This window comes from Pseudomonas sp. PSPC3-2, assembly GCF_049897085.1.
GTDB classification, from domain to species: Bacteria; Pseudomonadota; Gammaproteobacteria; order Pseudomonadales; family Pseudomonadaceae; genus Aquipseudomonas; species Aquipseudomonas paraveronii.
Genome location: NZ_JAFCVO010000001.1, coordinates 773,885 through 787,538 on the forward strand (window position 1 = coordinate 773,885; position 13,654 = coordinate 787,538).

Below are 13,654 nucleotides of genomic sequence, written 5' to 3' on the forward strand. Positions count from 1 at the left end.
GAAAGTCAGAAGTCGTTCGCGGAGAGACTGCGCTCTTACAGCCTCACATTCGACGCAAAAGATTGAGTCTCGGTCTGTTCATACCTTGCAATACCCCCACTTTTGACTCTCTCCACCCATCGCCTAACGTAGAAAAGCAGCTCCGGAAAAGCTGCCTTTCTACCTCATCAATGTCATGGAGCCTCACCAATGCAAAACACCTACATCTCCTCCCTAATCTTCGCCGTCCTTACCACTATCTCCGTAGCCACCACCGCAGCCCCATCGATCAAACCCGAACCCCCAACCCCCATCACCACCCAAATGACCCAATCCGAACAATCCACCAAGGTCAACCTCAACGCCGCCGACGCCGAAACCTTGCGTCGTGACCTCTTCGGCATTGGTGCCGCCAAGGCCAATGCAATCATCGCTTATCGCGAAGGCAACGGTCCGTTCATGGCAGTGGATGAGTTATTGGAAGTAAAGGGCATCGGCAAGGCGTTGCTGGAGAAAAATCGGGACAGGTTAGAGATCAAATAAGTATCGAGAGGCCGGTCAGTGACCGGCCTTTTTTTCATCCGGGCTCTGCGCTTTCATACCGTCACGCACGATTTCCACGATGCATGTTAACCAAGCGGAATCTTTTTGCACCGCACAGCTCTTGGCATGGAAAGTGATTACTGTCACAGGGAGGATTGTTCAACAATCGTGAGGTAACGATGCCACTCAGCTTGTCCTTAGCCGACCAGATCGCCCTGGAACTGCGTGCCGATATCATCGGTGGCCGACTGTTGCCGGGAATGGCGCTGGTCGAGGCGGAGTTGGTCAAGGCCTATAACGCGTCGCGCAATACGATTCGTGAGGCGTTGCACCGTTTGGGGCAGGAAGGGTTGACGCGGTATGTGCGTAATAAGGGCGTGATGGTGCGTCGGTTGGAACGCGAAGAGGTGCGGGATTTATTTGTCGTTCGTCGCACCCTTGAATTGCAGGCCATTGCCCAGAGCGGTGCGCTGACCCGAGACCAATCCGAGCGTATGCAAGACGCCATCGAGGCCACCGCGCTGGCTCGGGAGCGGGAGGATTGGCGTTCCGTGGCCACCCACAGCTTGTTGTTTCACCAGCAGATTGTCGGGCTGATGCGCAGCCCGTTGTTCGATGAGTTTTTCGCCCAGGTGATCGCGCAATTGCGTCTGGTGTTTTGCGCCGCGCCCGATGAGCAGCGCTTTCAGTCGCCCTGGCTGGAGCGTGATCGTGAAATATACGAGTTACTGATCCACGGAAATAAACCGGCGGCAGGCGAGGCGATGAGCCTGTACCTGGATGATTCCGAACGCCTTTCGTTAGCCCTGTTTACGCACCCTTGATCGAGGATCCGCAGCATGTACAAAGACTATCCGGCCGCTTACCAGGTCAGCAAAGGTTCGGCGTTGCAGGTCGACACAGCGTTTTATGAGCGTATTCGTGAGCGCAAGGATCAACGCACTTTGATCGAGCAGTTCGAGGTGCCGATTCGCACGGGCAGGGCCTGGAAGGTACCGGCCGGGCATGTGTTCCGCGTGACCACGCCGGTCGGCCCCCAGGTCGGTGACTTCAACGTGTGGAACGCCAACGACCCGCGCGAACGCCTGTGGGCCGCGCGCACGCGCCAGTTGCAGGGCGCGCATGTCAGCACCCATGACCGGCTGTGGTCTAACCTGCCGTTCCTGCGGCCGCTGGTGACCATTACCGACGACAGCCTGGCCAGCTATGGCATTGATGAACACGGCGGGCGCCTGCACGATTTACTCGGTACGCGCTGCGATCCGTATGTGAACCGCATGCTCACCGGCGAAGATTTCCATCATCACTGCCACTCGAACCTGACCCGCGCGGTATTGCCTCACGGTCTGACGGAATTTGACGTGCATGACGTGCTGAATATTTTCCAATGCACGGGCCTGAATCACGACGACATGTATTTCATGAAGGCGTGCCCGGCGCAGAAGGGCGATTACCTGGAATTTTTTGCCGAGATTGATTTGCTATGTGCGCTGTCGACCTGCCCGGGTGGGGATTTATCGCTGCCGATGTGGGGGCCGGAGGCGCAGGACCCGCTGACGGTGTGCCGTCCGCTAGGGGTTGAGATCTATAAATTGGAGGAGGGGTTGCTGCAAGGCTGGCACCAGCCTGAGCGTGCTGCCTATAAGGGACAGCACGGGTTGCAGATTGCCAAGGCGGATTGGGAGTAACCGGGGGAGAGGGCTGCTTCGCAGCCCGACGGGAGCAAGCTCCCTCGCCACAGGATAGGTCTCACCCATTGGATCAGCGGTCTTGCCCATCCTTGGCATCCGCCTGGGCGTTGCGCTCGGCCACGCGTTTGCGCTGTTCGTCGGTGAGTTCCACTTTGTTGGCGCTGTCACGCAACATCATCAGCCCGCCGACGATCGACCCGATCGCAACCACCATAATCAACCATGCATACCACGGCATAACGCTCTCCTTGAGGCAGATTGCCGTGGGAGGTTTTTCCCACGGTAATAACTGCTTTGAGTTACAGGCTTTCTGAGTAGTTCAGTGTAGGCCTGTTCCGCCTCAAAACCTTAGAGCCCGGTCAACATTGCATCCGCTGGTGCATCGGCACGGTCTTGCGCGGTCAGCTGGAAGTAGATGAAACCGACCACCATGAAACCGAGGAAGATCATCCCGATCAGCGCATTGAACCAGGCCATGGCTACCAGGCACACCACCGCCAGCACCAGCGCGATGCCCGGCACGATCGGGTAGCCCGGTGCGCGAAAGGTGCGTTCCAGTAGCGGTTCGGTCTTACGCAGTTTGAACAGGCTGAGCATGCTCATGATGTACATCACGATGGCGCCGAATACGGCCATGGTGATCATTGCTGCAGTCAGGGTCATGCCGCCCAGATTGATCAGGCCGTCGCTGTAGATGGCGGCAATGCCGACCACTCCACCGGCGATGATTGCCCGGTGTGGTGTGTGAAAACGCGACAGTTTGGCCAGGAACGACGGCAGATAGCCGGCCCGAGCCAGGGCGAAGAATTGGCGCGAGTAGCCCAGGATGATGCCGTGGAAGCTCGCCACCAGCCCGAACAGGCCGATCCACACCAGCATGTGCAACCAGCCGGAGCTTTCACCGACCACGGTTTTCATGGCCTGCGGCAGCGGGTCGTTGATGTTCGACAGGGTGCGCCAGTCGCCCACGCCACCCGCGAAGAACATCACGCCCATGGCCAGGACCACCAGGGTCAGGATGCCGCTGATGTAGGCTTTTGGAATGGTGCGCTTGGGATCTTTCGCTTCCTCGGCCGCCATGGCCGCGCCTTCGATGGCGAGGAAGAACCAGATGGCGAAGGGGATCGCTGCGAACATCCCGGCAATCGCCGGGGCGCCAAAGGTGTCGGAGCCGGCCCAGCCATTGAGGGCGAAGTTGCTGAAGCTGAACGCGGGGGCGACTACGCCCATGAACACCAGCAGTTCGGCGACGGCGAGTACGCACACCACCAGCTCGAAGGTAGCGGCGAGTTTTACGCCGAGTATGTTCAGGCCCATGAACACGATGTAGGCGCCGACGGCTGCGTGTTTCGGGTCCAGTGCGGGAAACTGCACATTCAGATAAGCGCCGATGGCCAAGGCGATGGCGGGCGGGGCGAACACGAATTCGATCAGCGTCGCCAGGCCCGCGATCAGGCCGCCTTTCTCACCGAACGCGCGGCGGCTGTAGGCAAAAGGCCCGCCGGCGTGGGGAATGGCGGTGGTCAGCTCGGTGAAACTGAAGATAAAGCAGGTGTACATCGCGGCGACCATCAACGAGGTCACCAGGAAGCCCAGCGTTCCCGCCACGCCCCACCCGTAACTCCAGCCGAAGTATTCCCCGGAAATCACCAGCCCGACCGCTATACCCCATAAATGCAGGGTGCCCAAAGTGGGTTTGAGTTGTGTGTTCATCGTGCTGCGCTCCCTGAACGGTTTGGAATGATTCAAGGTGTTGCAGCGGCCATGCCACTCCAGAAAACCGTGTCGTAAAGATGCGCAACTGTCGTGTGGGGGATGGTTTGGCGTTTGAAATTTCCCAGCGTTGCACCAGATAGGTGCGGCGGTGACTGTGCCGGCGCTATCGGGAGCAAGCCCCCTCCCACAGGTTGATCGGCGCTCGGCATGACAACTCGGTCAAGTGTGGGAGGGAGCTTGCTCCCGATAGCGCCCGTCCAGCTGCCACAAATCCCCCTGTAAACCCCGCATAAACCCACTCTTTACGCCATCTTTACGCCCCGCCCACCCCCTCGCTCTCGTTCCTTTACACCACTCCTGCCGACAATTGCCCCACACGCGGCACTCGCCGCTAAACGGAGAGACTTCCATGAGCGTTCTGGACGGGGTGTCACTGCTATTGGCCGTGGCGCTGTTCATTTATCTGCTGGTTGCGCTGTTACGCGCGGATCGGAACTAGGAGCAGGCTATGCACAGTTATGACTATTGGCTGATCATCGCCTTCTTCGCTTTGGTGCTGGTGCCGGCCCCCTTCCTGGGGCGGTTCTACTACAAGGTCATGGAAGGCCAGCGCACTTGGCTCACGCCGCTGCTCGGTCCCGTGGAGCGCGCGTGCTATCGCCTCTCGGGCGTGGACGAGCAGCAGGAACAGAGCTGGCAGAAATACATGCTGGCTTTGCTCGCGTTCAACCTCGCCGGATTTGTGTTGCTGTTCGCGATCCTGTTGTTCCAGGGCTACTTCCCACTGAACCCGCAGAAGTTGCCGGGCCTGGAGTGGACCCTGGCCTTCAACACAGCAGTCAGTTTCATCACCAACACGAACTGGCAGTCCTACAGCGGTGAGGCGTCCCTGAGCTACCTCAGCCAGATGGCCGGCCTCACCGTGCAGAACTTCGTCAGTGCCGCCACCGGCCTTGCCGTCCTGGTCGCGCTGTGCCGTGGGATCGGTCGCAAATCCACCAAGACCTTGGGCAACTTCTGGGTCGACATGACCCGCGCCACGCTTTATGGCCTGTTGCCGTTGTGCCTGGTGATGGCGTTGTTCCTGGTGTGGCAGGGAGTGCCGCAAACCTTCGCGCATTACGTTGATGCCGTGACCCTGCAGGGCGTTGACCAGGTGATCCCTTTGGGCCCGGCGGCCAGCCAGATTGCGATCAAGCAACTGGGCACCAACGGCGGTGGCTTCTTTGGCGTGAACTCGGCGCACCCGTTTGAAAACCCGACGGCCTGGGCCAACCTGTTCGAGTTGTCGGCGATCATCCTGATCCCGGTGGCGCTGGTGTTTACCTTCGGCCACTACGTGAAGGACCTGCGTCAAAGCCGGGCGATCCTCGGTTGCATGCTGGCCCTGTTCCTGATCGGCGGCGCAACCTCGCTGTGGGCCGAATACCAGCCCAACCCGAGCCTGAACAACCCGGTGGTTGAGCAAACCGCACCGCTGGAAGGTAAAGAAGCGCGCTTCGGCACCACCGGCACCGTGTTGTGGTCGGTGACCACCACCGCGGCATCCAACGGTTCGGTCAACGGCATGCACGACAGCCTCAACCCTCTCAGTGGGATGGTGGCACTGGTCAACATGATGGTCGGCGAAGTGATCTTCGGCGGCGTCGGTGCCGGTATGTACGGCATGTTGCTCAACGTGTTGATCGCGGTGTTCCTCGCCGGCCTGATGATCGGCCGCACTCCGGAATACCTGGGCAAGAAGCTGCAGGCCAAGGAAGTGCAATTGCTGGTGGTGACCTTGCTGGTGATGCCGGTGGGTGTGCTGGTGCTCGGTGCCATTGCTGCCAGCCTGCCTGGCCCGGCCGGTGCGATCAGCAACCCTGGTCCCCACGGCTTCAGCCAGTTGCTCTATGCCTACACCTCGGCCAGTGCCAACAACGGTTCGGCGTTCGGCGGCTTCAGTGGCAACACCCCGTTCCACAACTTGATGATGAGCCTGGGCATGTTGATTGGGCGCTTTGGCTACATCCTCCCGGTACTGGCCCTGGCTGGCAGCCTGGCGATGAAGAAGACCGCTCCGATTGGCCAGAACAGCTTCCCCACCCATGGCCCGCTGTTCGTGACCCTGTTGACCGTGACCATTTTGCTGGTGGGCGGCCTGACCTTCCTGCCGACACTGGCACTGGGCCCTATTGCTGAACACCTGAGCATGGGCTTCTGAGGGATATGAAAATGAATATGCCTGCAAAAAACGCGACGCCGGTCAAAACCCACGAGCCCGCCAAAACCGCGATCTCCGCGCTGTGGCGCGCGGCGCTGGTCCAGGCGTTCGTCAAGCTCGACCCTCGCCAACTGCAACGCTCGCCGGTGATGCTGGTGGTCGAGCTGACCGCGATCCTCACCACCGTGCTGTGCTTCGTCCCCGACACCGCCGTGCCGACCTTCGTCGCCGCGCAAATCGCCGTGTGGCTGTGGTTCACCGTGCTGTTCGCCAACTTCGCCGAAGCCCTGGCCGAAGGGCGTGGCAAGGCCCGCGCCGACAGCCTCAAGGCCGGCAGCGAAGGCCTCAGCGCACGTCGCAAGGAGGCCGATGGCAGCTTCAAGGTCGTGCCGGCCACCGGCCTGCGCAAAGGCGATGTAGTACGCGTTGCCGCCGGGGAAATGATCCCCGGCGACGGCGAGGTCATCGAAGGTATCGCGGCGGTCAACGAAGCGGCGATCACCGGCGAATCCGCGCCAGTGATCCGCGAATCCGGCGGCGATCGCTCGGCCGTCACCGGCAACACGCGCCTGGTTTCGGACTGGCTGCTGATCCGCATCACCGCCAACCCCGGCGAGTCCACGCTGGACCGCATGATCGCGCTGGTCGAAGGCGCCAAACGCCAGAAAACCCCCAACGAAGTGGCGCTGGATATCCTGCTGATCGGCCTGACGCTGATCTTCCTGCTGGTGGTCGTGACCCTGCAGCCGTTCGCCCACTTCGCCAATGGCAGCTTGCCTTTGGTGTTCCTGGTCGCACTGCTGGTGACGCTGATTCCTACGACCATCGGTGGCTTGCTGTCGGCCATCGGTATTGCCGGCATGGACCGCCTAGTGCGCCTCAACGTGATCGCCAAGTCCGGTCGCGCCGTGGAAGCGGCGGGGGACGTGCATGTGTTGCTGCTGGACAAGACCGGCACCATCACCTTTGGTAACCGCCGCTGCTCGGCAGTGGTTGCGGCGCCGGGTGTGAGCGGTCGGGAATTGGCCGAGGGCGCGCTGCTGGCGTCCCTGGCGGACGACACCGCCGAAGGCAAATCCATCGTCGAATACCTGCGTGCCTTGCACCCGCAGGCCGAACCTTCACTGGAGGAATTGACCGCCGTACCGTTCACCGCCGAAACCCGCTTGTCTGGCGTCGACTATCAGGGCCGCGTATTTCGCAAAGGCGCCGTGGACTCGCTGCTGGCGTTTATCGGTCAACCCCGCAGCGACCTGCAACCGGCCCTGTCGCGGGAAATCGACAAGATCGCTCAGAGCGGCGGCACGCCGTTGCTGGTGTGCGCCGATGGCAAGTTGCTCGGTGCGATCCATCTGAAGGACGTGGTCAAGCCCGGCATCCGCGAACGGTTTGCCGAGCTGCGCAAGCTGGGGATTCGTACCGTGATGGTCACCGGCGACAACCCGCTGACGGCGGCCGCGATTGCGGCTGAAGCCGGCGTGGATGACGTGTTGGCCGAAGCCACCCCGGAGAAAAAACTCGCGCGGATTCGTCACGAACAGAACGACGGTCGACTGGTAGCGATGTGCGGCGACGGCGCCAACGACGCTCCGGCGCTGGCCCAGGCGGACGTCGGCATGGCGATGAACGACGGCACCCAGGCGGCCCGCGAAGCCGCCAACATGGTCGACCTCGACAGCGACCCGACCAAGCTGCTGGACGTGGTGCAGATCGGCAAGGAATTGCTGGTGACGCGCGGCGCGCTGACCACCTTTTCCATCGCCAACGATGTGGCCAAGTACTTCGCGATCCTGCCGGCGCTGTTCGCCTCGATCTACCCGCAACTGGGTGTGCTCAACGTGATGCACTTGCAGAGCCCGCAGAGCGCGATCCTCTCGGCCATCGTGTTCAACGCACTGATCATCGTCGTGCTGATTCCCCTGGCGCTGCGCGGTGTGCGAGTGCAGGCGGCGAGTGCGGCGGCGTTGCTGCGGCGCAACCTGTTGATCTATGGCCTGGGCGGCCTGCTGGTGCCGTTCGTGGGCATCAAGGCGATCGACATGTTGCTGACCGCGCTGCACCTGGTTTGACCCGATTCCTGTGGGCACCGGCAAAGCGGTGGCCACAGGTTGCAATGACCGAATTGAGGAAATTGAAATGTCCAACATCATCCGCCCGGCCCTGAGCCTGCTGGTCCTCATGACCCTGATCACCGGCGTCGCCTACCCGCTGGTGGTGACCGGCGTCGCCCAGGTCGCCTTCCCGGACCAAGCCAACGGCAGCCTGGTGCGCGACGCCAGCGGCAAGGTGCGCGGCTCCAGCCTGATCGCCCAGGACTTTACCGGTGACAGCTGGTTCCACCCGCGTCCTTCGGCGGGCGCGTTCGCGACCGTTTCCAGCAGCGCGAGCAACCTGGGGCCAAGCAACCCGGCGCTGGCCACGCGCGTGTTCGATGACGCGAATAAACAGTTCGTGCCCGCTCAAGGCCCGGTGCCGTTAGCTTTGCTGACGACCTCCGGCAGCGGTCTTGATCCACACTTGCCACCGTCGGCGATTGCCTATCAACTGGCGCGGGTAGCCGCCGCACGGAATGTGCCGGTGTCCACCCTGCAGCGCTTGCTGGATGAGCACATCGAAAGCCCGCTGGTGGGCCCGCCGGTGGTGAATGTGCTGGCGCTGAATATGGCCCTGGAAAAACTCTGATCAGCCTGTGGGAACGGGCTTGCTCGCGATAGCATCACCTCGGTATTACTGTTAGACCGAGTCGCTTGCATCGCGAGCAAGCCCGCTCCCACATTTGATCTTCAGTGAATCTGCCTGCGACTTTATAAACCCCTGAAGGAACCCCCGCGCATGAGCGACTCCGGCCGTGCCGATGCCCTGTTAGCCGATCTGCCCCGGGACGGCCGTGGCCGGCTCAAAGTCTTCCTTGGCGCCGCCCCCGGCGTAGGCAAGACCTACGCCATGCTCCAGGCTGCCCATACCCAGTTGCGCCAGGGCGTCAGGTTGCTCGCCGGTGTGGTCGAAACCCACGGCCGCGCGGAGACCGAAGCGTTGCTCAGCGGCTTGCCGCAGCAACCGTTGCTGCGCAGTGAATACCGTGGCGTGATGCTCGAAGAAATGGACCTCGACGGCCTGCTCGGCGCCAAGCCGCAACTGGTGCTGGTGGACGAACTGGCCCACAGCAACGCGCCTGGCAGCCGCCATGAAAAGCGCTGGCAGGATATTCAGGAACTGCTCGCCGCCGGCATCAACGTGTTCACCACGGTCAACGTCCAGCACCTGGAAAGCCTCAACGATCAGGTGCGAGGCATCACCGGCGTGCTGGTGCGCGAAACCCTGCCGGATTGGGTGCTGCAGGAGGCCGATGAGCTGCTGCTGATCGACCTGCCGTCCCGCGAGCTGCTGGAGCGTTTGCGCGACGGCAAGGTGTACGTGCCGGAACAGGCCCGCGCCGCCATCGATGCGTTTTTCACCCAGACTAATCTGACGGCCCTGCGCGAGCTGGCGATGCAGACCGCCGCCGCCCACGTCGACGATGACTTGGCTCAGGGCTATCGCCAACTCGGCCAGGCCGCGCCGGCGGTGCGCGGTCGCTTGCTGGTCGGCGTCGACGGCGATGCGCAAGCCGAACGCCTGGTGCGCCATGCCAGCCGCGTGGCGCAGCGACGCCACCTGCCGTGGAGCCTGGTGCATATCGATAACGGTCGCGTGCGCGATGAACAAGCGCGCCTGCGCCTGCAAAACGCCCAGCAACTGGCCGAACGCCTCGGCGGTGAAGTGGTGCTGCTGCGCGCGGGGGAGGTGACCAAGACACTGATCCATCATGCCGCTGAGCGCCGCGCCAGCCTCGTGTTGGTCGGGCAGTCGCGGATGAACTGGCGACGTCGGCTGTTCGGTGGTGGCGTGGCCGAGCGCCTGTTGCGCAATGCACGCGGCCTGGAAATCAACATCCTCGACAGCGACGACGTGCCTGCACCGCCGCGCCTGCCGGATGTACGCGGGCTGGTGTGGTTCGACTATGCGCTGGCGGTGGTGGCGACCGTGATTGCGGCGGCGGTGGCCTGGGCGGTCGCCAGCGTGTTGCCGTTGCCGAATATCTCGCTGGTATTTCTCGCGGCGGTATTGCTGGTGGCGGTGCGCAGTAGTCTGGGGCCGTCCCTGGTGTGCGCGGCGCTGTCGTTTCTGACGTATGACTTCCTGTTTATTCCGCCAAAATTCTCCTTCGCCATCCAGCGTGAAGAAGACGTGCTGACCCTGTTGTTTTTTCTGCTGATGGCGGCACTCACCGGCAACCTCGCCGCACGCCAGCGTCGGCAGTTGCAGGCGTTGCGTGACACCCAGGAAGAAACCAGCGAGCTGCTCGACCTGTCGCGCAAGCTCACCGCTGCCACCGATCGCCAGGCGGTGATCAGCGCGGCGGCGCATCACCTGGAAGGTTGGAGCGACCTCGACCTGTGCCTAGTCAACCGCGATGGCCACGGCGGCTGGAAAGTCGAGACCGGCGGACCGCTGACCTTCACCGAAGCCGAACGCGCCGCCGCCGACTGGGCCTGGCAGCACGATCAGCCGGCAGGCAAGGGCACCGGCACGTTGCCGTTTGGGGGCTGGTGGTGGTGGCCGCTGTCGAGCGAAGAGGGCCCGCTGGGGTTGCTCGGTGTCAGTGCGAAACCGGGCCAGGAGCTGAGCGGCCAGCGCCGTCGCTTGCTGATCGCCTTGAGCCAGCCGCTGGCCCAGGCGTTGGCCCGCGCACAATTGGCGCAGGAGCTGGAGTCCGCGCGCCTGCACGGCGAGACCGAGCAACTGCGCAGTGCCTTGCTCGCGTCGGTGTCCCACGATTTGCGCACGCCGTTGACGTCCATGCGCGGCAGTATCGACAGCCTGCTGGCGCTCGGCGAAGCCATTCCGCTAGAGGATCGCCGCGAACTGCTCGAAGGCACCCGCGACGAAGCCGAGCGCCTCGATCGCTATATCCAGAACCTGTTGGACATGACACGCCTGGGCCACGGCGCGTTGAAGCTGGCGCGGGACTGGGTCTCGCCCGGTGATATCGTCGGCAGCGCCCTCGGCCGCTTACGTGCGGTGCTGGCGCCGCTGCAAGTGAGCATCGATGTACCGCCTGAATTGCCGTTGCTGTATGTGCATGCCGCGTTGATCGAGCAGGCGCTGGTCAACGTGCTGGAAAACGCCGCCCGATTCTCGCCGGCCCAAGGCCATTTGCAAGTGAGCGCCGGGGTGCTGGATAACCAATTGTTCTTCGCCGTGGCCGATGAGGGGCCGGGAATTCCTGAAGACGAGCGCGCGAAGATTTTCGATATGTTCTACACCGCTGCCCGTGGTGACCGCGGCGGGCAGGGCACTGGCCTTGGCTTGGCGATCTGCCAGGGCATGGTCGGCGCCCATGGCGGGCATATCAGCGTCGCCGATGGGATTGGCGGGCGGGGCACCTGCATCACGCTGTTCCTGCCGTTGCCGACACAGCCTGGCCTGGAACGCGAGGCGTGAGCTACTCTCTTTTTTTTATGGATTTTGATTGGACACCATGAGCCAGACCGCGACGATTTTGGTCATTGACGACGAACCGCAGATCCGCAAATTCCTGCGCATCAGCCTGGCCTCCCAGGGCTACAAAGTGATCGAGGCCGGCAGCGGCAACGAAGGCCTGGCCCAGGCCGCCTTGAGCAAGCCGGATCTGCTGGTACTCGACCTCGGCCTGCCGGACATGGACGGCCAGCAGGTGCTGCGCGAGTTTCGTGAGTGGTCGACGGTGCCGGTGCTGGTGCTGTCGGTGCGCGCCAGCGAGGTGCAGAAGGTCGAAGCGCTGGATGGGGGGGCGAACGATTACGTCACCAAACCCTTTGGCATCCAGGAGTTTCTCGCCCGCGTGCGCGCCTTGCTGCGCCAGGCGCCAGCGGGGGAGGCCCAGGAAGCGGCGCTGTGTTTCGGCCCGCTGACAGTCGACCTGGCGTATCGCCGGGTGCTGCTGGACGGCATCGAAGTGGCGCTGACCCGCAAGGAGTACGCGGTGCTGGCGCAATTGGCGCGTCATCCGGGGCGGGTGATTACCCAGCAGCAATTGCTCAAGGATATCTGGGGGCCGACCCATACCGAGGACAGCCACTACCTGCGCATCGTGGTGGGCCACCTGCGCCAGAAGCTGGCGGATGATCCGACCCAGCCGCGTTTTATCGTGACCGAGGCGGGGGTGGGGTATCGGTTGTTGGGGGCTTAAGGCCTGATGGATTTTCGTTGGCTGTCAGGGCCTCATCGGGGGCAAGTCGAATCGTCGCACCGCCAATCTCAGTGCTGCTCACTTTCATACCGATCCAACGTATCACTGGCAATCTCGCGCCCCAGGGCGATCAATTCTGGCGCCTTGTAGAACTCGAAAAACCGGCACACCCGCTTCGGCACGTTGATCAGGACGTCCGGCGGGTAGCCGGCGATCTTGTACTGCGCCAGCGATGTCTGCATCACCTCGAAGCTCTGGTTGATCAGGTCCAGCAACGATGCCGGGCCGACGTTATCGATGATGAACGAACCGGTCGCTGACTTCGGCGCCCCGGCGGTTTCCGGTGCGGCGGCGGGTTGCTGGGCTTCGGGTTCGGCCGACTCCAGCCACGGGTTGATCTCGGCCGCGTGGGCCTGCAAGGCTTCCTGTTCGAGCTTCATCAACTGCTCGGCCTGTTTGCGGCGAAACGGCAAGTGCGAACCCAGCGACTTCGCCAAGCTGTTGAAGCGGCTCTTGAACGCCGGCGGACGCTGGATCACCGGCAAGTGATAGTGCTTCTGGTTGGTCGCGTTGAGGTTGACCGCAATGATCAAGTCGCAATGGCTCGACACCACCGGCACGATCGGCAGCGGGTTGAGCAGGCCGCCGTCCACCAGCATGCGGTTGCCTTGCATCACCGGGGTGAACAGGCTCGGAATCGCCGCCGAGGCGCGCATGGCCTGGTGCAGGCAGCCTTCCTGGAACCAGATTTCCTGCTGGTTGGTGAGGTCGGTGGCCACGGCGGTGTAGGGGATGCGCAGCTCTTCGATGTTGATTTCGCCGACGATCTTGCGGATCTGCCCGAAGACCTTCTCACCGCGAATCGCACCCAGGCGAAAGCTCACATCGACCAGGCGTAATACGTCGAGGTAATCCAGGCTTTCGATCCAGTTTCGATACTCGTCGAGTTTACCGGCGGCGTAGATTCCGCCCACCACCGCGCCCATGGAACAGCCGGCGATACAGGCGATGTCGTAGCCGCGCCGTTCGATTTCCTCGATCACCCCGATATGGGCGTAGCCCCTAGCTCCACCGGAGCCCAGCACCAAGGCAACACGCTTCTTCATGGTCGATGTCCTTCGTTAAGCAGGCGCCCACAATGCACCCAATGAGGGGGCGGCTTCAATCTTCGCGCAACCGCGCAATATTTTTCCAGAATAACGGCCGCGCTCGGGTATGCTCTGGCAATAGGCGCTTCTGATTTCAGGTAGTGGACAAGGCACTTTTCTTTGTAGGCAACGTCTACAGAATCCGACTGTTTTTCTTTATTTT

Annotated in this window: 12 protein-coding genes; 9 read left to right on the plus strand and 3 right to left on the minus strand. The window is 62.3% G+C overall.

Annotated elements, in window-relative coordinates; all coding sequences use genetic code 11:
- The first annotated feature begins 189 nt into the window (after positions 1-189).
- The 3 genes from ACP7CJ_RS03590 (at position 190) to ACP7CJ_RS03600 (ending at position 2,210) form a co-directional block, all read left to right on the plus strand.
- Positions 190-522: a ComEA family DNA-binding protein gene (locus ACP7CJ_RS03590; protein ID WP_426099437.1), complete on the plus strand. Its 333-nt coding sequence runs from the start codon at positions 190-192 to the stop codon at positions 520-522.
- A 179-nt stretch (positions 523-701) separates the two neighbouring features.
- Positions 702-1,346, plus strand: coding sequence for a GntR family transcriptional regulator (locus ACP7CJ_RS03595; RefSeq protein ID WP_426099436.1), 645 nt, complete (start codon positions 702-704; stop codon positions 1,344-1,346).
- Between the two features lie 15 nt (positions 1,347-1,361).
- Positions 1,362-2,210, plus strand: coding sequence for an urea carboxylase-associated family protein (locus tag ACP7CJ_RS03600; protein WP_426099435.1), 849 nt, complete (start codon positions 1,362-1,364; stop codon positions 2,208-2,210).
- A 73-nt stretch (positions 2,211-2,283) separates the two neighbouring features.
- Here ACP7CJ_RS03600 and ACP7CJ_RS03605 read toward each other — a convergent pair whose 3' ends face one another.
- Positions 2,284-2,451, minus strand: coding sequence for a DUF2897 family protein (locus ACP7CJ_RS03605; RefSeq protein WP_177033373.1), 168 nt, complete (start codon positions 2,449-2,451; stop codon positions 2,284-2,286).
- 110 nt (positions 2,452-2,561) lie between these two features.
- Positions 2,562-3,926 (minus strand): ethanolamine permease, encoded by a 1,365-nt coding sequence (gene eat, locus ACP7CJ_RS03610; protein ID WP_276197151.1) that lies wholly within the window; start codon positions 3,924-3,926, stop codon positions 2,562-2,564.
- 412 nt (positions 3,927-4,338) lie between these two features.
- On the opposite strand from eat, the gene kdpF reads away from it, so the two are divergent.
- The 6 genes from kdpF (at position 4,339) to ACP7CJ_RS03640 (ending at position 12,343) form a co-directional block, all read left to right on the plus strand.
- Positions 4,339-4,428: a K(+)-transporting ATPase subunit F gene (gene kdpF, locus ACP7CJ_RS03615; protein WP_003218754.1), complete on the plus strand. Its 90-nt coding sequence runs from the start codon at positions 4,339-4,341 to the stop codon at positions 4,426-4,428.
- Between the two features lie 9 nt (positions 4,429-4,437).
- Positions 4,438-6,132 carry a potassium-transporting ATPase subunit KdpA gene (gene kdpA / locus ACP7CJ_RS03620; protein ID WP_426099433.1) on the plus strand — a complete coding sequence of 565 codons (1,695 nt, stop codon included), beginning with the start codon at positions 4,438-4,440 and terminating at the stop codon, positions 6,130-6,132.
- 5 nt (positions 6,133-6,137) lie between these two features.
- On the plus strand, positions 6,138-8,201 hold the full coding sequence (gene kdpB, locus ACP7CJ_RS03625) for a potassium-transporting ATPase subunit KdpB (RefSeq protein WP_276197153.1): 2,064 nt from the start codon (positions 6,138-6,140) through the stop codon (positions 8,199-8,201).
- 67 nt (positions 8,202-8,268) lie between these two features.
- The gene (gene kdpC, locus ACP7CJ_RS03630; RefSeq protein WP_276197154.1) at positions 8,269-8,814 is read left to right on the plus strand and encodes a potassium-transporting ATPase subunit KdpC; all 546 of its coding nucleotides are present in this window, start codon (positions 8,269-8,271) and stop codon (positions 8,812-8,814) included.
- 150 nt (positions 8,815-8,964) lie between these two features.
- Positions 8,965-11,616, plus strand: a complete 2,652-nt coding sequence (locus ACP7CJ_RS03635) for a sensor histidine kinase (RefSeq protein ID WP_276197155.1) — start codon at positions 8,965-8,967, stop codon at positions 11,614-11,616.
- Between the two features lie 37 nt (positions 11,617-11,653).
- Entirely contained in the window at positions 11,654-12,343 is a 690-nt protein-coding gene (locus ACP7CJ_RS03640; protein WP_276197156.1) for a response regulator, read from the plus strand.
- Positions 12,344-12,411: 68 nt separating this feature from the next.
- Here the strand turns inward: ACP7CJ_RS03640 and ACP7CJ_RS03645 are convergent, their stop codons facing one another.
- Positions 12,412-13,449, minus strand: a complete 1,038-nt coding sequence (locus ACP7CJ_RS03645) for a patatin-like phospholipase family protein (RefSeq protein ID WP_177033360.1) — start codon at positions 13,447-13,449, stop codon at positions 12,412-12,414.
- Positions 13,450-13,654 lie beyond the last annotated feature (205 nt).

What these genes read in the sequence shown, in the direction of transcription:
- eat (WP_276197151.1), bottom strand. Translation starts at nt 3,926, where the DNA reads ATGAACACACAACTCAAACCCACTTTGGGCACCCTGCATTTATGGGGT.
- ACP7CJ_RS03605 (WP_177033373.1), bottom strand. Translation starts at nt 2,451, where the DNA reads ATGCCGTGGTATGCATGGTTGATTATGGTGGTTGCGATCGGGTCGATC.
- ACP7CJ_RS03590 (WP_426099437.1), top strand. Translation starts at nt 190, where the DNA reads ATGCAAAACACCTACATCTCCTCCCTAATCTTCGCCGTCCTTACCACT.
- kdpC (WP_276197154.1), top strand. Translation starts at nt 8,269, where the DNA reads ATGTCCAACATCATCCGCCCGGCCCTGAGCCTGCTGGTCCTCATGACC.
- ACP7CJ_RS03640 (WP_276197156.1), top strand. Translation starts at nt 11,654, where the DNA reads ATGAGCCAGACCGCGACGATTTTGGTCATTGACGACGAACCGCAGATC.
- ACP7CJ_RS03635 (WP_276197155.1), top strand. Translation starts at nt 8,965, where the DNA reads ATGAGCGACTCCGGCCGTGCCGATGCCCTGTTAGCCGATCTGCCCCGG.
- ACP7CJ_RS03595 (WP_426099436.1), top strand. Translation starts at nt 702, where the DNA reads ATGCCACTCAGCTTGTCCTTAGCCGACCAGATCGCCCTGGAACTGCGT.
- kdpB (WP_276197153.1), top strand. Translation starts at nt 6,138, where the DNA reads ATGAAAATGAATATGCCTGCAAAAAACGCGACGCCGGTCAAAACCCAC.
- ACP7CJ_RS03645 (WP_177033360.1), bottom strand. Translation starts at nt 13,449, where the DNA reads ATGAAGAAGCGTGTTGCCTTGGTGCTGGGCTCCGGTGGAGCTAGGGGC.
- kdpF (WP_003218754.1), top strand. Translation starts at nt 4,339, where the DNA reads ATGAGCGTTCTGGACGGGGTGTCACTGCTATTGGCCGTGGCGCTGTTC.
- kdpA (WP_426099433.1), top strand. Translation starts at nt 4,438, where the DNA reads ATGCACAGTTATGACTATTGGCTGATCATCGCCTTCTTCGCTTTGGTG.
- ACP7CJ_RS03600 (WP_426099435.1), top strand. Translation starts at nt 1,362, where the DNA reads ATGTACAAAGACTATCCGGCCGCTTACCAGGTCAGCAAAGGTTCGGCG.